This is a genomic window from Stenotrophomonas sp. YJH_SMC_123 (assembly GCF_059368215.1).
This window is the reverse complement of sequence record NZ_JCAFRM010000004.1, coordinates 377,158-395,508: the sequence shown is the minus strand read 5'-3', so window position 1 is coordinate 395,508 and position 18,351 is coordinate 377,158. Positions and strand designations below refer to the sequence as shown.

General features: G+C 68.0%; 15 protein-coding genes. 7 read left to right on the top strand and 8 right to left on the bottom strand.

The window, feature by feature from the left end; translation table 11 throughout:
- Positions 1-66: 66 nt before the first annotated feature.
- The 4 genes from AC5P5W_RS12290 to AC5P5W_RS12275 all read right to left on the bottom strand — a co-directional run bounded on the left by AC5P5W_RS12290 (position 67) and on the right by AC5P5W_RS12275 (position 4,376).
- Positions 67-666 (bottom strand): hemin transporter, encoded by a 600-nt coding sequence (locus AC5P5W_RS12290; protein ID WP_032956720.1) that lies wholly within the window; start codon positions 664-666, stop codon positions 67-69.
- 4 nt (positions 667-670) lie between these two features.
- The gene (locus AC5P5W_RS12285; RefSeq protein ID WP_495221173.1) at positions 671-2,863 is read right to left on the bottom strand and encodes a TonB-dependent hemoglobin/transferrin/lactoferrin family receptor; all 2,193 of its coding nucleotides are present in this window, start codon (positions 2,861-2,863) and stop codon (positions 671-673) included.
- Positions 2,864-3,016: 153 nt separating this feature from the next.
- Complete coding sequence (gene hemP / locus AC5P5W_RS12280; protein WP_005412278.1) at positions 3,017-3,211, bottom strand: hemin uptake protein HemP; 195 nt, start codon at positions 3,209-3,211, stop codon at positions 3,017-3,019.
- Positions 3,212-3,404: 193 nt separating this feature from the next.
- Complete coding sequence (locus AC5P5W_RS12275) at positions 3,405-4,376, bottom strand: aldo/keto reductase (protein WP_014645969.1); 972 nt, start codon at positions 4,374-4,376, stop codon at positions 3,405-3,407.
- Positions 4,377-4,569: 193 nt separating this feature from the next.
- Here AC5P5W_RS12275 and AC5P5W_RS12270 point away from each other — a divergent pair, with 193 nt between their 5' ends.
- The 5 genes from AC5P5W_RS12270 (at position 4,570) to AC5P5W_RS12250 (ending at position 9,475) form a co-directional block, all read left to right on the top strand.
- Positions 4,570-5,868: a NupC/NupG family nucleoside CNT transporter gene (locus AC5P5W_RS12270; protein ID WP_014645968.1), complete on the top strand. Its 1,299-nt coding sequence runs from the start codon at positions 4,570-4,572 to the stop codon at positions 5,866-5,868.
- 25 nt (positions 5,869-5,893) lie between these two features.
- Positions 5,894-6,859 carry a ribokinase gene (locus AC5P5W_RS12265; protein ID WP_014645967.1) on the top strand — a complete coding sequence of 322 codons (966 nt, stop codon included), beginning with the start codon at positions 5,894-5,896 and terminating at the stop codon, positions 6,857-6,859.
- Positions 6,860-7,008: 149 nt separating this feature from the next.
- Positions 7,009-7,440, top strand: a complete 432-nt coding sequence (locus AC5P5W_RS12260; protein ID WP_014645966.1) for a hypothetical protein — start codon at positions 7,009-7,011, stop codon at positions 7,438-7,440.
- A 147-nt stretch (positions 7,441-7,587) separates the two neighbouring features.
- A complete protein-coding gene (gene dusB / locus AC5P5W_RS12255; protein WP_046428891.1) occupies positions 7,588-8,583 on the top strand; it encodes a tRNA dihydrouridine synthase DusB in 996 nt (331 codons plus the stop codon).
- Positions 8,584-8,647: 64 nt separating this feature from the next.
- Positions 8,648-9,475 carry a class I SAM-dependent methyltransferase gene (locus AC5P5W_RS12250; protein WP_005415318.1) on the top strand — a complete coding sequence of 276 codons (828 nt, stop codon included), beginning with the start codon at positions 8,648-8,650 and terminating at the stop codon, positions 9,473-9,475.
- A 57-nt stretch (positions 9,476-9,532) separates the two neighbouring features.
- Here the strand turns inward: AC5P5W_RS12250 and AC5P5W_RS12245 are convergent, their stop codons facing one another.
- The 3 genes from AC5P5W_RS12245 to olsF all read right to left on the bottom strand — a co-directional run bounded on the left by AC5P5W_RS12245 (position 9,533) and on the right by olsF (position 13,232).
- Complete coding sequence (locus tag AC5P5W_RS12245; RefSeq protein WP_046428852.1) at positions 9,533-10,600, bottom strand: metal-dependent hydrolase; 1,068 nt, start codon at positions 10,598-10,600, stop codon at positions 9,533-9,535.
- A gap of 119 nt (positions 10,601-10,719) precedes the next feature.
- Positions 10,720-11,520, bottom strand: coding sequence for a UDP-2,3-diacylglucosamine diphosphatase (locus AC5P5W_RS12240; protein ID WP_005412268.1), 801 nt, complete (start codon positions 11,518-11,520; stop codon positions 10,720-10,722).
- Positions 11,517-13,232 (bottom strand): bifunctional ornithine lipid synthase OlsF, encoded by a 1,716-nt coding sequence (olsF, locus tag AC5P5W_RS12235; protein WP_075076543.1) that lies wholly within the window; start codon positions 13,230-13,232, stop codon positions 11,517-11,519. The genes AC5P5W_RS12240 and olsF overlap by 4 nt, the downstream gene beginning before the upstream one ends.
- Positions 13,233-13,567: 335 nt before the next feature.
- On the opposite strand from olsF, the gene metK reads away from it, so the two are divergent.
- Entirely contained in the window at positions 13,568-14,779 is a 1,212-nt protein-coding gene (metK, locus tag AC5P5W_RS12230) for a methionine adenosyltransferase (RefSeq protein ID WP_010481882.1), read from the top strand.
- 140 nt (positions 14,780-14,919) lie between these two features.
- Positions 14,920-15,426, top strand: a complete 507-nt coding sequence (locus AC5P5W_RS12225) for an acyl-CoA thioesterase (RefSeq protein ID WP_010481883.1) — start codon at positions 14,920-14,922, stop codon at positions 15,424-15,426.
- 116 nt (positions 15,427-15,542) lie between these two features.
- Here AC5P5W_RS12225 and ppc read toward each other — a convergent pair whose 3' ends face one another.
- Positions 15,543-18,254, bottom strand: a complete 2,712-nt coding sequence (gene ppc, locus AC5P5W_RS12220) for a phosphoenolpyruvate carboxylase (RefSeq protein WP_197575526.1) — start codon at positions 18,252-18,254, stop codon at positions 15,543-15,545.
- Positions 18,255-18,351: the final 97 nt, after the last annotated feature.

Genomic DNA, 18,351 nt, shown 5'->3' with positions numbered 1-18,351 from the left:
TTCCTTCGGGGTTGCAGATGCAGTGAGAGGCCGTCCGTGGCCGACAGGCGTTCCATCGGGAAAGGGTTACAGCCGGATCAGCGGCAGGTCGCCGGGAACCCGCGGCGCCGAGCGACGTGCAGCATCGGCGCAGCAGCAATCGTCGATCGCCAGCTCGCCTTCGGCACCTTCCAGCCGCGCGATGCGACGCGCGGTGGCTGCGCCCAGCGAGGACAACGTCGACAGGCTTGCAGCCAGGGTGCGGCCGTCGTCGGCGGCATGCAGGCGCAGCGCGCACAGTCGCCAGCGCTGGCCACCGAGATGGCCGGCCAGGCGCCGCCACAGGCGTTCGCCGACACTGCCCTCGCTGTCATGCTCCGGGCCCGGCGGCAGCGCCGCGACCAGCCGGTCCCAGGCCAGGAAATCGCTGTCGGGCAACAGGTACAGCCGCCACACGCAGCGGCCGCGGGCATCGAGGAAGCACAGGCTTTCGCGCACGCCCTCGCTGTCCACGCCCTGGCAGGCATGCACGCGTACTGCCTGGCGCCAGCCACCGAGCTCGTTGCCGTCGGCGCGGTACAGGCACAACACGGTGCCGAGCGTGGCCAGCTGTGCCGGCGTCGGCCAGGCCGCGCTGCCCTGCGCGGCGATGGCGTCGTTCCTGCGTGCGGACAAGGCTCGGCTCATGAGGTCACCAGGAAACGGCAAGGCTGGCGGAGAGGGTGCGGCCCGGGTTGGTATAGCGGTCCAGCACGCGGCTGCCCGGCGACAGCGTCGAACCCACGTTGGACCAGTCGATGTAACGCTTGTCGCCCAGGTTGAACACGCCGACGTTGAAGGTGGCGCCCGGGGCGAAGTTCCAGTGCGCCATCAGGTCGGCCACGCCGTAGCCGGCCGGGCGGTACACCGTGGCGGCGGTGACGCGGTCCTTGCGCTTGACGAAGGTACCGGCCAGTTCGACGCCCCAGGTGTCGGTGTCGTACATCAGGCCGACGGTGCCACGCAGCGGGTCGACCGAATCCAGCGGGGTGTCTTCGGTCCTGTTGTCGCCGCGCGACCAGGCCACCGAGCTGCGCAGCGCCCAGCCCTGCAGCGCCGGGCTGATCTGGCCGAAGTCGACGCCGGCCTTCATTTCGGCACCGTAGATGCGCGCATCCGCGATGTTGCGCGACTGGAACACCATCAGGCCCTGGGCGTTGGTGCCGACCAGCGACTGCGACTCGATGAAGTCCTTGTACTCGTTGTAGTAGCCGCTGAGGCTGACGTAGGCCGCTGGCGACAGGAAGCGCAGTCCCAGCTCCATGCCGTCACTGGTTTCCGGCTTCAGGTCCGGATTGGGAATGGCGGTGTAGCCGAAGGCGAAGTTGGTGAAGCCCAGGTTGACGTCGTTGTACGGCGGCGAGCGGAAGCCATGCGAATAGCCGGCAAACAGCGACCATTCGTCGGTGAAGCGATAGACCATGCCCAGCTTCGGCGAGACGCTGGTCTTGGTCAGCCTGGCCACCGCAACGCCGGGATTGTCGTCGGCGAAGATGCTGTCCACCTCCGGCTTCAGCTCGTAGCGGTCCACGCGCACGCCCGGCACCAGCGACAGCTTGCCGTTGGCCATGCGCATTTCGTCCTGTGCGTACAGGCCCAGCTCGGTGGTCTTGCTGATCGGGAAATCGCGCACCGGGAAGGCGTCGGGCAGGATGGTGGTGCTGGTCTGGCCATTGGCCAACACCTGGTAGCCGTCGCGCTTCTGGCGGATCTCGGTATGCGCGCCCTCGAAACCGTAGGTCAGCGCGTGTTCGACGCTGCCGGTGCTGAACGCCTTGTTGAACTGCGCCTGCAGGCCGTAGACGCGCTGGTCGAAGTTGAACTCGCGGTGGCGGCGGCTGCGGTTGGCGCGGTCCTCGTCGGTGATCTGGGTGGTTTCGCTGTGCTGGGTATACAGCTGCCAATGCAGGCTGTCGGCGAAGCCCTTGTCCAGCGCATCCATTTCATGGGCGAACGACACGCGGGTGCGGTTCTGCATATCGCGCGCCTTCATGCCGGTGGTGGTGGTGCGGTCGATCGAGGACAGCACGTTGGTATCGGTGTTGTCTTCGTTGCCTTCCACGGTCAGCCGGAAGCGCTGGTCCTCGCTGGGTGCATAGACCAGCTTGGCCAGGCCACTGCGACCATCGCGGTCCTGCGGGTTGGGCGCGGTGCGGGTATTGTCGAGGCTGCGTACATCACACTTGTTGCCGGTTTCCTGGCCCTGGCGATGGTTGATGTTGACCATGCCGCTCCAGTGTTCGCCGCCGAACGCGCTGGTCACGCCGCCGAGCAGGCCCTTCCACTCACCGTCGTAGCCGAACTTCAGGCCGACGTAGCTGTCCTTGCCATCCTTGAGGTAGTCGGCAGGATCCTTGGTGACGAAGGCGACCACACCCCCGAGCGCGTCGGACCCATACAGCGAGCTGGCCGGGCCGCGCACGATCTCCACGCGCTTGAGCGTATCCAGATCGGTGAAGTTGCGGTTGGCGTTGGAGAATGAGCCGATGTTGAAGCTGGTGGGCATGGCGATGCCGTCGGTCTGCACGCGCACGCGGTTGCCGTCCAGGCCACGGATGCGGATGCTGCCAAGGCCGAAGCGCGCGGCGCTGCGGCTGACCGACAGGCCCGGCTCGTAGCGCAGCAGATCCTTGATGTCCTGCACCAGGTGCCGGTCCATCTGCTCGCGGTCGATGACGTCCACGGTGGCCGCCACATCGCTCACCGCCCGCTCGGTGCGGGTGGCGGTGACCTGCACACGGTCGAATTCGCGCGCATCGGGCGCGGCGGTGGCCGCGGCAGCAGCATGGGCGGACAGCGGCACGGCCATCCAGACGGCAAGGCAAAGGGCGGTAGGGCGGGTCATCGGGTTCGTTCGGTCAGGCAGGGGAACCCCCGGTTACCGGCACACCCGGAGGGTGCACGCGGTAGACCGAGGGGGAGAGAGCGGGAGCGGACGGGTCGCCCACCTTGCCGGCGCGGCCGGCAGGAGGGAGGGGGGCGGGCGACCAGGCCGCGATTACTTGGTCAGGATCAGCTTGTCGTTGCTGGTGTGCCGCAGGCGATAGAAGCGGTCGCCGTGCTGGATCAGGATTTCACGACGGCCCTTGAGCAGGGCTTCGCTGTCGATGACCTCTTCCGGCGGAACGACACGGACCGGACGATCGCGGAGGGTCAGCGTTTCGGGGCGCAGCAGTACAGGTTGAGCATTCATGAGCATCTGGACTCGTGCGAGGGACGAGTCAAATGATAATGATTCTCAGTTGACAATCAACAACCATTCTCAATTTGATTGATGAGATTAATGATCGAATTCTGAAATTCGATAGATCCCGTCAATCAAATGGCGACCCAGCCGTATAGAGTCGACTCTACCGAGGCCCCCGAGGCCCGGTCGGCCCCCGGGTTCAGGCGAAGGCGGCTTCGACGTCGGCCCAGCCGGCGGCGTCGACCTGCTCCAGCACCTCCAGCGCCTGCAGGTTCTGCAGCAGCTGGCTGACCCGGCTGGCACCGAGGATCACGCTGGAGACGTTCGGGTTGCGCAGGCACCAGGCGATGGCCAGCGTGGCCGGCGCCTGCCCCAGCGCACGCGCCACCTCGCTGAAGCGGCGCACCTGGGCCAGGCGGGCCTCGGCGTCGTCACCCAGCACCAGCGCCTGCAGCCATTCCATGCCCTCGCGGCCCAGCCGCGCATCGGCCGGAATGCCCTGGTCGTACTTGCCACTCAGCAGGCCCGAGGCCAGCGGCGAGAAGATGGTGGTGCCCAGGCCGGCACCGGCATACAGCGGCGCGTACTCGACCTCGACCCGTTCGCGGTGCAGCAGGTTGTACTGCGGCTGCTCCATCGACGGGCCCTGCAGGTTGCGCGCCTCGGCGATGTCCAGCGCCTGCTGGATCTGCACTGCCGACCACTCCGAGGTCCCCCAGTAGAGGATCTTGCCTTGCCGCACCAGGGTATCCATGGCATGCACGGTCTCGGCGACCGGCGCGTCCGGATCCGGGCGATGGCAGTAATAAAGGTCCAGGTAGTCCACCCGCAGGCGCTTGAGCGCCGCATGGCAGGCGTCGGTCACATGCTTGCGCGACAGGCCGCGCTGGGTCGGCCGTGGGTCCTTGGCGCTGCCGAAGAACACCTTGCTGGAGACGCAGATGCCGTCGCGCGGCAGGCGCAGGTCGGCGATCACATCGCCCATCACCTGTTCGGCGCGGCCGTTGGCATAGCCCTCGGCGTTGTCGAAGAAGTTGACGCCGTGGTCCCAGGCGGCGGCCACCAGGTTGCGGGCCTCGTCGCGCGGGATCTGGTCACCGAAGGTCACCCAGGCGCCGAAGGACAGGGCGGAAATCGGCAGGCCGGTGGAGCCCAGGCGACGGTATTGCATGCGAATCTCCTGCTGCGGGCCCGCATCCGGGCCGGGATCGAGCCCCATTCTACCTGCCGCCGCCGGCCGCAAGCCCTTGCCGTTGCTGGCCTGATCGGTACCGATAGATGCGCGCACGCTGCTTTTTCTTGCCCCGGCCCCTGCCCTGCACTAGGCTTCCCGTTTTTCGCGACGCCCCAGGGGAGTCACTCACATGGTCGAAGGTTTGGGCAGGATCGGCTTCGGCCTGTTCGGGTTGGCGGTGCTGATCGGCATCACCTGGTTGTTTTCCAACAACAAGCGTGCGGTTGACTGGAAGCTGGTTGCCACCGGTATCACCCTGCAGATCGCGTTCGCGGCGCTGGTGATCCTGGTGCCGGGCGGCCGCGACGTGTTCGATGCGCTGGGCAAGGGCTTCGTCAAGGTTCTCAGCTTCGTCAACGAAGGCTCGGGCTTCATCTTCGGCTCGTTGATGGACACCAAGAACTACGGCTTCATCTTCGCCTTCCAGGTGCTGCCGACCATCATCTTCTTCTCGGCGCTGATGGGGGTGATGTACCACCTCAACGTCATGCAGGCGATCGTGCGCGTGATGGCGTGGTCGATCACCAAGGTGATGCGCGTGTCCGGCGCGGAAACCACCAGCGTCTGCGCCAGCGTCTTCATCGGCCAGACCGAGGCGCCGCTGACCGTGCGCCCGTACATCGCCAGGATGACCCAGTCCGAGCTGCTGACCATGATGATCGGCGGCATGGCCCACATCGCCGGCGGCGTGCTGGCGGCCTATGTGGGCATGCTCGGCGGTGGCGACCCGGCGCAGCAGGCCTTCTACGCCAAGCACCTGCTGGCAGCGAGCATCATGGCCGCACCGGCCACCCTGGTCGTGGCCAAGCTGCTGATTCCGGAAACCGGCACCCCGCTGACCCGCGGCACGGTGAAGATGGAAGTCGAAAAGACCTCCAGCAACATCATCGACGCGGCCGCTGCCGGTGCCGGTGACGGCCTGAAGCTGGCGCTGAACATCGGCGCGATGCTGCTGGCCTTCATCGCCCTGATCGCGCTGCTGAACGCCCCGTTGACCTGGATCGGCGAGGTGACCGGCCTGGCCGCTGCCATCGGCAAGCCGACCAACCTGTCGACCATCTTCGGTTACGTGCTGGCCCCGATCGCCTGGGTGATCGGTACCCCGTGGGCTGATGCCACCACCGTCGGTTCGCTGATCGGCCAGAAGGTCGTGATCAACGAATTCGTCGCCTACACCGAACTGTCGCAGATCGTGAACGGCCAGGTGGCCGGCGTGAGCCTGTCCGAGGAAGGTCGCCTGATCGCCACCTACGCGCTGTGCGGCTTTGCCAACTTCAGCTCGATCGCGATCCAGATCGGCGGCATCGGCGGCCTGGCCCCGGAACGTCGCCACGACCTGGCCAAGTTCGGCCTGCGCGCGGTGTTGGGCGGTACCATTGCCACCTTCATGACGGCGACCATCGCCGGCGTGCTGACGCACTTCAGTTGAACCCTTGGTTGAGAAAAGATTCCCTATGAGCAGCAGTGTCGTTGTCGTCGGTTCCTTCAATGTCGATCACGTGTGGCGGTGTGAGTCGCTGCCGGCACCGGGTGCGACCATTGCCGGCCGCTACAGCACCGGCCCCGGGGGCAAGGGCTTCAACCAGGCGGTGGCGGCCTGCCGCGCCGGTGCCGACACGCACTTCGTGTGCGCGTTGGGCGATGACGCCGGTGGCGCCACCGCGCGTGAACTGGCTGCGCAGGATGGCTTCGCGCTGATCGCCGAGGCCAGCAGCGAACCGACCGGCACCGCGGGCATCTACGTGGACGCGCGTGGCCGCAACACCATCGTGATCGGCCCGGGTGCCAACGCCGCGCTGGGCACCGATTTCCTGCAACAGCAGCAGGCCCTGCTGACCCGCGCCAAGGTGGTGCTGGTGCAGCTGGAATCGCCGGTGCAGACCATCGAAGCGGCGCTGGCCACGGCCCGCGAGGCCGGTGTCACCACCGTGCTCAATACCGCACCGGCCGATGCGCCCTCGACCATCGGCCTGCTCAAGCTGGCCGATGTGATCACCCCGAACGAAACCGAGTTCGCTGCCCTGCTCGGCCGCCATGTCGGTGAGCGCGTGGATGCCAACGACGTCGCCGCGCTGGATGGCGCCAGCCTGCACGCGCTGTGCCGCAAGCTGGTCGGCAACGGCACCGTGGTGGTGACCCTGGGTTCGGTGGGCGTGTTCGTGTCGCATGCCGACGAGAACCTGCGCGGCGATACCCAGCCGTACTACCGCGTGGGTGCCGAACAGGTGCAGGCGATCGACACCACCGGTGCCGGTGACGCCTTCAACGGTGCGCTGGCCGCGTCGCTGGCGCAGGTGGCCGACGCCCCGTTCGCCCGCCACGTGCGCTTCGCCAACCAGTTCGCCGGCCGTTCGACCGAGAAGGAAGGCGCCGCTGCGGCGATGCCGCGCTTCACCCCGGCCGACGCTGAAGCCAGGTAATTCCACGCCACGCGTGGATGACAAGGCCCGGGTGTGCAGACACCCGGGCCATTCTTTTGCCCATTGCCCAGCCCCTGCGACCGCCTGTCGCATTGCCCACATCCTGCCCCTCGCCCACCATCCGCGCAGCTTCCTCGCACGGGCAGGACATGGACGGATTCCCCTGGCTGCTGGTCGCGGCCGCCGGCAGTGCCGTGGCGGCGCTGCTGCATATCGGCTGCATCGCCTTCGGCGCCGCGTGGTACAGGTACTTCGGTGCCGGCCAGCGCGTGGTCCGGCTGGCGCATGCGGGGCACTGGTGGCCACCGCTGATGACCGCGGTCATCACTGCCGTGCTGGTGGCCTGGACCCTGTACGCACTGGCCGCCGCGGGCTGGCATTCGCCGCTGCCGGCCAGCCGCCTGGTCCTGCCCGGCATCGCCGCGCTGCTGTTGCTGCGTGCCGCGATGGGCTTCGGCCTGGCGCTGTTCCGGCCGGGGTACAACGGCACGCGCTTCTGGGCGGTCAGCTCGCTGGTCTGCCTGGGCCTGGGGCTGGCCTTCGCGCTGGGTACCCGCCAGGCCTGGCAGAGCCTGGGGTAGCCGCCCACCATCGCCCGCCCGTGGGGGCGGCGGAAGCAACCGTCAAGCATCTGCTGATGCCGGTACGGCATGAGGTCGGTGCCGATCGGCCTGAACCGGACCGCGCGCGGCACGGCCGTACCGCCGCCCGCACCCTACAATGGGCGCATGCAGATCGGCCCGTACACCATTGCCCCCAACGTCGTGCTGGCACCCATGGCCGGCGTCACCGACAAGCCCTTCCGCCTGCTGTGCAAACGGCTGGGTGCGGGACTGGCCGCCTCGGAAATGACCATCAGCGACCCGCGCTTCTGGAACACGCGAAAGTCGATCCACCGCATGGACCATGACGGCGAGCCAGCCCCGATCAGCGTGCAGATCGCCGGCACCGAGCCGCAGCAGCTGGCCGAGGCCGCGCGCTACAACGTCGACCACGGCGCGCAGATCATCGACATCAACATGGGCTGCCCGGCCAAGAAGGTGTGCAACGCCTGGGCGGGCTCGGCGCTGATGCGCGACGAGCAGCTGGTGGCGCGCATCCTCGAAGCCGTGGTCAACGCAGTGGACGTGCCGGTCACGCTGAAGATCCGCACCGGTTGGGACTGCGACCATCGCAATGGCCCGGTGATCGCCCGCATCGCCGAGGCCAGCGGCATCGCCGCGCTGGCCGTGCATGGCCGCACCCGCGACCAGCATTACACCGGCCAGGCCGAGTACGCCACCATCGGCGAGATCAAGGCTGCGCTGCGCATCCCGGTGATCGCCAACGGTGACATCGATTCACCGCAGAAGGCCGCCCACGTGCTGCAGCAGACCGGGGTGGATGCAGTGATGATCGGCCGCTCCGCGCAGGGCCGGCCGTGGATCTTCCGCGAAGTGGCGCACTACCTGGCCACCGGCGAGGAACTGCCACCGCCGTCGCTGGCGGAAGTGCGCGACATCCTGCTCGGCCACCTGCATGCGCTGCATGCGTTCTATGGCGAGCCGCAGGGCGTGCGCATCGCGCGCAAGCACCTGGGCTGGTACGCCAAGGATCGTCCGGAGAACGCCGCGTTCCGCGCGGTGGTCAACCGTGCCGAAGACCCACAGGGCCAGATCGCGCTGACCACCGAGTACTTCGACCGCCTGATCGCCGGGGAACCGGCGCTGTCTTCGGCCGCCTGACCGCCCCCGCCGCGTCGCAACGTCGAGCCTGCTCGACCGAATTGAACTCCGAGAGCCCGCCTCCATGACCCCGCCGATCTCCTCTCCGACCTATCTGCACGGATTTTCCGGCACCGAACAGCAGCGCCTGATGACCCAGGCCCGGCTGCTGGAATCGAGCATCTTCGGCCAGATCGACTACAGCGGCGCGCGGCGCCTGCTGGAAGTCGGCAGTGGCGTCGGTGCGCAGACCGAGATCCTGCTGCGCCGCTTCCCCGAGCTGCACGTGACCGGCGTGGACCTGAGCGAAACGCAGCTGGCCACCGCGCGCGAGAACCTGGCGCGCACGCCGTGGTGCAGCGACCGATACACCCTGCAGCAGGCCGACGCCGGCGAGCTGCCGTTCGAGGCACGGAGCTTCGACTCGGCGTTCCTGTGCTGGGTGCTGGAACACGTGCCTTCACCGGCGCGGGTGCTGAGCGAAGTGCGCCGCGTGCTGGCACCGGGTTCGCCGGTCTACATCACCGAAGTGATGAATGCCTCGTTCCTGCTCGACCCGTACTCGCCGCACATCTGGCGCTACTGGATGGCCTTCAACGACTTCCAGTACGACCATGGCGGTGACCCGTTCGTCGGTGCAAAGCTGGGCAACCTGCTGCTGGCCGGCGGCTTCCGCGACGTGCACACCGAGATCAAGACCATCCACCTGGACAACCGCGAACCGGCGCGTCGCAAGACGATGATCGCGTTCTGGGAACAGCTCCTGCTGTCGGCCGCCGACCAGCTGCTGCAGGCCGGCTCGGTGGACGAGGAAACCGTGGAAGGCATGCGCCGCGAGTTCCGCCTGGTGCAGAACGACCCGAACGCGGTGTTCTTCTACTCGTTCGTCCAGGGCCGCGCCACGGTGTATTGATCCGGTGTTCTGCTGCCGATCGGGGCCGTAGAGCCACGCCATGCGTGGATCCAGTGATCAATGCACGGCGGTGTGGTCGGCCGCGCCCGGCGCCGCCGCCGGCTCCTGCCAGATCCGCTGCCACATCGCCGCCAGGCGGCGACCGGCGTCGGCACGCGCGGCGGGACTGCTGTAGTCCACCCGCACCTGCTCGGGAACGATCGCCCGCCACTGCCCGTCGGCCTGCCCGGCCACGACGAAGTTGAAGGTGTAGTCCGGCTCCAGCCCCATGCGCAGGTCACTCAGCACCAACCGGCCGTCAACCACCTGCGCACGCATGAAACCGCGGTTGAACCACGTCAGCTGCTGCACCGCCGGGATGGCCTGCGCTTCGCGCAAGGCCTGTACGTTGGACGCATGGCCTTCGAACCGCATCGGCCGGTGGTCGGCCACCAGCGAGCGGTCACCCACCACGTAGCCATTGGGCGTCATCGCCACCACCCGCCACAGCAGGGTGTTGAACGGCATCGGTACCGAGAAGCGCGGCGCATCGCCCAGGCCCATCGCGGCCAGGCTCTGCTGTGCGGCACGGTCGACCTGTGACTTGGCGATCAGGCCCCAGCCCAGGTAGCCACTGCTGAGCAGCAGGGCCACGCCCAGCACCTTGCCCGCCCAGGGCCGGGCGCGGCCGAACCAGGCCAGCACGCAGCCCAGCAGAAGCCACACCGTATACCCCGGGTCGATGATGAAGACACTGGATCCCATGGTCGGATGCGGGCGCAGCGGCCACCACAACTGGGTGCCATACACGGTGAACGCATCCAGCACCGGATGGGTGACCAGCGCCAGCTGGATCGCCCAGAACCAGCGCAGCGGTGACTGCGCGACGCGGCCATTGCCGAAGCGCTTGAACAGCCACCAGATCAATGCCGCCACCCATGGCAGTACCAGCAGCGAATGACTGAAACTGCGGTGCTCGATCATGTTCGCCACCGGATCGGCTGCGGTGAAACCGAGCCACAGCGCGTCGAGGTCCGGCAGGGTGCCAAGCGCGGCACCAGCGAGCAGGGCCGCGCGGCGATGTCCGGGCGGGGCGATGGCAGCGGCGACGGCGCCACCGAGCACGATCTGGGTCAGGGAGTCCATGGGCCGATGCTAGCGGCTTGCGGGCGGTGCATGTAGAGCCGAGCCCATGCTCGGCTGCGCTTCGTTCTGCGCCACGTCAGCCGAGCATGGGCTCGGCTCTGCAGTAGGACAGACGCGGGTTACGCCGCCTGCGACAACCGCGCGCCTGGCAGTTCCACCAGGGTCTGGCCGTTGTGGTCGAGCAGGCGCAGCGCACCATCATGGTCCTCGGCCAGTGCGGTCAGGCTCTCCACCCAGTCGCCGTCGTTAGCGTAGACCAGGCCATCGCGTTCGACCAGCGCCGCGCGGTGGATGTGGCCGCAGACGATGCCATCCAGGCCGCGCCGGCGCACGTCGTCCAGCCCGGCCTGCACGAAGCGCTCGATGTAGCGTTCGGCGGCCCCGCTGCGCTTCTTCAGGAACTCCGACAGCGACCAGTAGCGCATGCCAAGCCGGCGCCGTACCGCGTTCAGCGCCTGGTTGCCGGTCAGGATGCGGTAGTACAGCCAGTCGCCGAACTTTTCCTGCAGGCCACCGAAATGGGTCACGCCGTCGTAGTCGTCGCCATGCGCGACCAGCAGCCGGCGGCCATCGGCGGTCACGTGGATGGCACGGCGGCGCACCTGCATGGCCGGCAACATCAGCCCGCACACCTGGCGCAGCGAGGCATCGTGGTTGCCGGGAATGTAGATGATCTCGGTCCCTGCACGGCGCAGCGCGTGCAGGGCCTGGATGACTTCGCTGTGCGACTGCCGCCAGTTGGCGCGGCGATGCGCCATCCACCACAGGTCGATGATGTCGCCGACCAGGTACAACCGCTCGCAGCGCAGCTGCGAGAGGAACCGCGCCAGTTCGGTGGCGTGGCAATGACGTGAGCCCAGGTGCACGTCGGAGACGAACACTGCGCGCCGGTGCGGCGACAGGTTCGCCAGCGTGCTCATGCCGGCGCACCCGCGTCGCGCAGATAGCGTTTGCGCTTGTTCGGCCGGATCGCGCACAGGTCCACTTCGATCAGGCCGTCGATCGAATCGCTGAAGTCCGGGTCCACGCCGAAGGCGAGGAAGCGCGCGCCGCCGGGTTCGCACAGATCGGTGTACTGGCGGTACAGCGTCGGCACGCCGGTACCCAGTGCGGCCAGGTTGGCCTTGAGCACATCGAACGCGGCACCCGCATCCAGCTCGCCGAAACTTGGCGGTGCGGCGAAGTACTGGAAGGGGCGGTTCGATTCGGCCAGCCCGGCGGTTCCGCCGTAGTAGCGCTGGTAGTAGGCCACCAGCTGCTCGCGCGCATCGCGCGGCAGCGCTGCGCTGATCGAGACCGCGCCGAACAGGTAGCGGATGCCCGGCCGGCACTGCAGGTAGGCGCCGATGCCCTGCCACAGGTAGTCCAGGCTGCGGCTGCCCCAGTAATCGGGCACCACGAAGCTGCGGCCCAGCTCCAGGCCCTCGGCAATGTGGGTGATGGCATCGTCGGAATAGCGGAACAGCGACGCGCTGTAGAGCCCGGACAGGCCGTGCCGGGCCAGGGCCTGGGCGCCGCGCATGATGCGGTAGGCACCGGCAATGCGCTGCGCCGCCGCGTCCCAGATCACGATGTGCTCGTACTGCGGATCGTAGGCGTCCAGGTCGCGGCTGCGCCCGGTGCCCTCGCCCACCTGGCGGAAGGTCAGCTCGCGCAGGCGGCCCAGTTCCAGCAGCAGCGGTGAATCGGCGGTACAGGTCGCCAACAGGATCTGCTTGCCATCGGCGGTCTGGCCCAGCTGGGTGGCCGCGGCAATGCCGGCGGCGACCTGCGAAGGCGGCACCGGAGACGCCAATGGCTCGGGGCCAGCGCACGCAGCGGCATTGCCGGCCGCGCCGTTGCGGCCCAGCGCGTACAGCGCGCGGCGCACCGCCAGCAGCTGTGCGCCCGGGTCACCGCCCTTGCCCAGCTGCATCGGCTCGCCGATGCTCAGCCGCAGCGGGCGGCCACGGCGGGTGAACATTTCGCGCGCCAGCAGCGCAGTGCCGGCCGGCTTGAACAGGGTCGAGGCGCCGTAGAACAGCGCCGAGTTGCGCGCTTCCACCCGCACCGGCAGCACCGGCGCAGCGGCCGCGCGGGCAAAGCGGACGAATCCCCGCTGCCAACGGCCATCGCGGATGCCGCGCAGCGACAGGCGCGAGACCTCGCCGGCCGGGAACACGATCACGCACTGCTCGGCGGCCAATGCTTCCTCCACCGCATGCAGGCTGCCGCGCCGGGCCTTGCCACCGAGGATGCGCACCGGCAGCAGCAGGTCCTGCAGCGGCGCGATCGCCCCCAGCAGATCGTTGGCCACGATCCGCACGTCGCGGCGGATACGGCCAACCGCGTCCAGCAGTGCGAGCGCATCCAGTGCCCCGGAGGGGTGGTTGGCGACGATCAGCAGGCGGCCGGTGGCCGGGATCCTGGCCAGCGCGGCCGGATCCACCTGGTACTGGCCGCCGATGAATTCCAGGCCGGCGGCGACGAAACCGAAGCCGCGCAGTCCTGAGCTGCGCTGCAGGAAGGCTTCAATCTGGTCCAGGCGCGACCAGCGCCCGACGCTGCGCAGCAGCGGCCGCGCCAGTTGGCCGCGACGGCCATGGAACCAATCGGGGAAACGTTGCTGGAGACGCTGTTCGAGTTCCTGCATGGCGGATCCACTGATGCCCGGCGGCCGGATTGGCCGACAGCCTGCGCCCGGCAGGCGGCAGCCAGATGGCGGTTTCGGGGCAGAACGATGACGGCCGGCCCGCCTTCGCGGCGAGGTCGCCGCCCGCGCGTTCCGGGCCGGTAGCAGCCCGGTGCGTTGTCACGCTGGTGGAACACTGGGCCTCAAGGCTGGGCCCCAATCCCCAAGGGACGGCCCCTCCAGGCCTACGCGGGCTTAACCACCGGCAACCGGCACAGGTTCACAATGCACAGGCGGCGCACCCCGTGTATCATGCGCGCCCATCTTTCCATCCGAATCAAGGGATATTACGCCTGATGTCCAGCTATCTCTTCACCTCCGAGTCGGTCTCCGAAGGCCATCCGGACAAGGTTGCCGACCAGATCTCCGATGCGGTGCTGGACGCGATCCTGACCCAGGACCAGCGCGCCCGCGTGGCCTGCGAGACCATGGTCAAGACCGGCGTTGCCATCGTGGCCGGTGAAATCACCACCAGCGCCTGGATCGACCTGGAAGCGCTGACCCGCAAGGTCATCACGGACATCGGCTACGACAGCTCCGACGTCGGTTTCGACGGCGCCACCTGCGGCGTGCTGAACCTGATCGGCAAGCAGTCGCCGCACATCGCCCAGGGCGTGGATCGCAAGAAGCCGGAAGAAATGGGCGCTGGCGACCAGGGCCTGATGTTCGGCTATGCCACCAACGAGACCGACAGCTACATGCCGGCCGCGATCCACCTGTCGCACCGCCTGGTCGAGCAGCAGGCCAAGATCCGCAAGAAGAAGAACTCGCCGCTGTCGTGGCTGCGTCCGGACGCCAAGAGCCAGGTCACCCTGCGCTATGAAAACGGCGTGGTCTCGGCCATCGACGCCGTGGTCCTGTCGACCCAGCACGCCCCCGGCATCAAGCAGAAGGACCTCATCGAGGCCGTCCGCGAAGAGATCATCAAGCCGGTGCTGCCGGCCAAGTGGCTGCACAAGGGCACCAAGTTCCACATCAACCCGACCGGCAAGTTCGAGATCGGTGGCCCGGTGGGCGACTGCGGCCTGACCGGCCGCAAGATCATCGTCGACACCTACGGCGGCTGGGCCCGTCACGGTGGTGGTGCCTTCTCCGGCAAGGACCCGTCCAAGGTCGACCGTTCGGCAGCCTACGCGGCCCGCTACGTCGCCAAGAACGTGGTGGCCGCCGGCCTGGCCGACCGTTGCGAAGTGCAGGTCTCCTACGCCATCGGCGTGGCTGAGCCGACCTCGATCTCGGTCACCACCTTCGGCACCGGCAAGATCAGCGACGACAAGATCGAGAAGCTGATCCGCAAGCACTTCGACCTGCGCCCGTACGGCATCATCAAGATGCTGGACCTAGTGCACCCGATGTACCAGCAGACCGCGGCCTACGGCCACTTCGGCCGCAAGCCGAAGGAGTTCAGCTACCTCAACGGCGAAGGCGAGACCGTCAACGCCACGGCCTTCTCCTGGGAGAAGACCGACCGCGCCGCCGCCCTGCGCGCCGATGCGAAGCTGAAGTAAGAAACACGAAGGGCCGCTCACGCGGCCCTTCTGCTTTCTGTAGAGCCGAGCCCATGCTCGGCTTTCTTTTTCCTGCGACAAGAGCAGCCGAGCATGGGCTCGGCTCTACAAGAGCTACGCCACGCCGATACAATCGCCGCATGTCGACCGAACTGAAAACCCACCAGCTGTCCATGACCGTGCTGATGTCGCCGGAGATGGCCAATTTCTCCGGCAAGGTCCACGGCGGCGCCATCCTGCGCCTGCTCGACCAGGTTGCCTACGCCTGCGCCAGCCGTTACGCCGGCAGCTACGTGGTCACCCTGTCGGTGGACCAGGTGATGTTCCGCCAGCCGATCGCGGTGGGCGAGCTGGTCACCTTCCTGGCCTCGGTGAACCATACCGGCACCTCGTCGATGGAGATCGGCATCAAGGTGGTGGCCGAGGACATTCTCAAGCGCAGCGTGCGCCACGCCAACAGCTGCTTCTTCACCATGGTGGCCGTGGATGAGGAAGGCCGGCCGACGCCCGTCCCGCCCCTGCAGCCGGCGACGTCCGACGAGAAGCGCCGCCAGGCCGCCGCGCAGATCCGCCGCCAGCTGCGCCAGGAAATGGAACAGCGCCATCTGGAACTGCTGGCATCGAATCCGCCGTCACCGGAGGAATGAGGTAGTGCCGGCCGCTGGCCGGCAACCTCGCGCGTGCTGCCGGACATCATGAGGTTGCCGGCCAGCGGCCGGCACTACCATTGCGAATTCGCCGGGCCATGCCCGGCGGATGCGGATCAACCGGTGTTCTGCACGCCCTGCGCAACACCGTTCACGCAGGCCACCAGCGCGCGCAGCAACCCGTCATCCTCGCGCCCGCTGGCCCGCCAGCGCTGCAACAGGTCCACCTGCAGCACGCTGATCGGATCGACGTAGGGATTGCGCAGGCGGATCGACAGCGCCAGCCGCGCATCGTGGTCGAGCAGCGTCCGCTGGTCCATCAGCGCCAGCAGCCAGTGCCGGGTGAGTTCCAGTTCGCGCTGCACCTGCGGGAAGAAGTGCCCGTGCAGTTCACCCGACAACAGCGAAAACTGCTCGGCGATGGTGATATCGCCCTTGGACAGCACCATCGCGATGTCGTCCAGGAAGGTGCGGAAGAACGGCCAGTCCCGCGCCATCTCGCGCAGGGTCTGTTCGTGGCCGGCAGCAACCGCCGCCTGCAGGCCACTGCCCACGCCGTACCAACCAGGAATCACCGCGCGCGCCTGGCTCCAGGCGAACACCCAGGGAATCGCACGCAGGTTGCCCAGCGCGGCGTCCTGGCCGAGCCGGCGCGATGGCCGCGAGCCCAGCGTCATGCGTTCGATCACGTCGATCGGCGTGGCGGTGCGGAAGTAGTCCATGAAACCGGCCTGGCCAACGAACGCGCGATACACCTCGCTGCTGGCCGATGCCACCGCGTCCATTACCGGTCGCCACTCATCCTCGCGCGGCTCGGCGGCACGCGGGCGCAGGCTGGCACGCAGCACCGCACCGGTGGCCTGCTCCAGCGAGCGCAGGGCCAGCGCACGGATGCCGTACTTGCGATGGATCACCTCGCCCTGCTCGGTCACCCGCAGGCGGCCATCGATGCTGCCGCGCGGCGATGCGTCCACCGCGTGCGTGGTCTTGCCGCCACCGCGGCTGATCGAGCCGCCACGGCCATGGAAGAAGGTCAGGCGGATGCCGGCCTCGGCCGCCACCTCCAGCAGTTCCACCTGTGCACGCTGCAGGCCCCAGCGCGATGCGGCGATGCCACCGTCCTTGCTGCTGTCCGAATAGCCCAGCATCACCATCTGCACGTCATCGCGTGCTTGCAGGTGCGCGCGATAGATCGGGTCGGCCAGCAGATCACGCAGGGTCACGGTGCCGCGCTTGAGGTCCTCCACCGTCTCGAACAGCGGCGCGATATCCAGCGGTACTGATCCGTTCTCTTCCACCAGGCCGCCACGGCGCGCCAGCGCCAGCACCGCCAGCACGTCGCTGCGGTCATGTGCCATCGAGATGATGTAGCTGCCCAGTGCATCGCCACCATGCCGCGCACGGGCATCGGCCAGCGCGGCGAACACGGCGTCCAGTCGCCGGTTGCCTTCGTCGTCGCCCTTCGGCAACGGCGCGTCACCACTGGCATGCGGCGCCAGCAGGCGCGCGCGGCCCACTGCATCCAGGCCGTCCCACGCTGCGTCGCCGCCCAGCACCGTGGCCAGCGCGCGCGCGTGCACGCTCGATTCCTGGCGCACGTCCAACCGCGCCAGGTGGAAGCCGAAGGTCTTCACCCGCCACAGCAGGCGCTGCACGGCGAAGCCACCGGCATGTTCGCCGCGGTTGGCGCGCAGGCTGTCGAGGATCAGCTGCAGGTCGTCGATCAGTTCGTCCGGGCCGGCGTAGGCGCCCTCGCCATCGTCCAGCGTTGCCTGCAGGCGTGCGCGCATGCGGTCGTTGAGCAGGCGGTACGGCATGTCGGCATGGCGCGGGCGCGACTGCACCTGCGGCAGCAGCTGCTGGTAGTGCGCCACGCGCGCCTGCAGCGCCTTGCTCACGCCCACCCGCTCGGTGGACTGGCTGAGCAGGCTGGCCAGCTGCAGCAGTTCCTTCTGGTAGCGACCCAGCACGGCCTGCCGCTGCGCGTCCAGCGTAGTGCGGATGGTGTGGGCATCCACGTTCGGGTTGCCGTCCATGTCGCCGCCCACCCACGTACCGAAGCGCAGCAGGCGCGGCAGCGGCAGTTCTTCGCCGTAGGTATCGCGCAGCGCCTGCTGCAGCGATTCGTACAGCACCGGGATCACCCGGTACAGCACCTGCACCAGATAGAAGCCGACGTGCTCGCGCTCGTCATCGACGGTAGGCCGCACCGGCGAGGAATCGGTGGTCTGCCACGAAGCGGTCAGCGCCATGCGGAAGCGCGCAGCATCGGCGGCCGCTTCCCCCGGCGTGCGTTGGCCGTCGAGGTTGTCGACCAGGCTGGCCACCATCAGCTGCTCTTTCTCCAGCAGCGCGCGGCGCACCGCTTCGGTCGGGTGCGCGGTGAACACCGGTTCGATGTCGATGCGCGGCAGCCACTGCGCCAGCTCATCCAGGCCCACGCCCTGCGCCTTCAGGTGCTGCAGCGCATCCTGCAGGCCGTCGGGCTGCGCCCCGGCGGTACCGGCACGCTGGTAATCACGGCGGCGGCGGATGCGATGCACGCGCTCGGCGATGTTGACCACCTGGAAGTAGGTGCTGAAGGCCCGCACCATGGTCTCGGCCTGCTGCGGCGTGCGCCCGGCCAGCCCTTCGGCCAGCTCCGACAGCGGCGCCTGGTTCTCGCGGCGGGCAATGGCGCGGGTGCGCACGTCCTCGACATCGTCGAGAAAAGCGGCCGAAACCTGTTCGACCAGCAGGTCACCCACCAGTGCGCCGAGCCGGCGCACGTCATCGCGAAGCGGAAGATCGGGGGAAGCAAACTCGATGCTGCTGCGGTACTCGTTCATCGGCGACGCACAGGCCTCGGTCAACGGATCCAGACCCCAAGCCTATCCCAGATCGGGCGTCGTGCTGCGATGCAAGAATGGTTTCATCTGCACGTAT

Excerpts from the sequence above, each read along its gene's own strand:
- AC5P5W_RS12290 (WP_032956720.1), bottom strand. The coding sequence starts at position 666 with ATGAGCCGAGCCTTGTCCGCACGCAGGAACGACGCCATCGCCGCGCAG.
- AC5P5W_RS12285 (WP_495221173.1), bottom strand. The coding sequence starts at position 2,863 with ATGACCCGCCCTACCGCCCTTTGCCTTGCCGTCTGGATGGCCGTGCCG.
- hemP (WP_005412278.1), bottom strand. The coding sequence starts at position 3,211 with ATGAATGCTCAACCTGTACTGCTGCGCCCCGAAACGCTGACCCTCCGC.
- AC5P5W_RS12275 (WP_014645969.1), bottom strand. The coding sequence starts at position 4,376 with ATGCAATACCGTCGCCTGGGCTCCACCGGCCTGCCGATTTCCGCCCTG.
- AC5P5W_RS12270 (WP_014645968.1), top strand. The coding sequence starts at position 4,570 with ATGGTCGAAGGTTTGGGCAGGATCGGCTTCGGCCTGTTCGGGTTGGCG.
- AC5P5W_RS12265 (WP_014645967.1), top strand. The coding sequence starts at position 5,894 with ATGAGCAGCAGTGTCGTTGTCGTCGGTTCCTTCAATGTCGATCACGTG.
- AC5P5W_RS12260 (WP_014645966.1), top strand. The coding sequence starts at position 7,009 with ATGGACGGATTCCCCTGGCTGCTGGTCGCGGCCGCCGGCAGTGCCGTG.
- dusB (WP_046428891.1), top strand. The coding sequence starts at position 7,588 with ATGCAGATCGGCCCGTACACCATTGCCCCCAACGTCGTGCTGGCACCC.
- AC5P5W_RS12250 (WP_005415318.1), top strand. The coding sequence starts at position 8,648 with ATGACCCCGCCGATCTCCTCTCCGACCTATCTGCACGGATTTTCCGGC.
- AC5P5W_RS12245 (WP_046428852.1), bottom strand. The coding sequence starts at position 10,600 with ATGGACTCCCTGACCCAGATCGTGCTCGGTGGCGCCGTCGCCGCTGCC.
- AC5P5W_RS12240 (WP_005412268.1), bottom strand. The coding sequence starts at position 11,520 with ATGAGCACGCTGGCGAACCTGTCGCCGCACCGGCGCGCAGTGTTCGTC.
- olsF (WP_075076543.1), bottom strand. The coding sequence starts at position 13,232 with ATGCAGGAACTCGAACAGCGTCTCCAGCAACGTTTCCCCGATTGGTTC.
- metK (WP_010481882.1), top strand. The coding sequence starts at position 13,568 with ATGTCCAGCTATCTCTTCACCTCCGAGTCGGTCTCCGAAGGCCATCCG.
- AC5P5W_RS12225 (WP_010481883.1), top strand. The coding sequence starts at position 14,920 with ATGTCGACCGAACTGAAAACCCACCAGCTGTCCATGACCGTGCTGATG.
- ppc (WP_197575526.1), bottom strand. The coding sequence starts at position 18,254 with ATGAACGAGTACCGCAGCAGCATCGAGTTTGCTTCCCCCGATCTTCCG.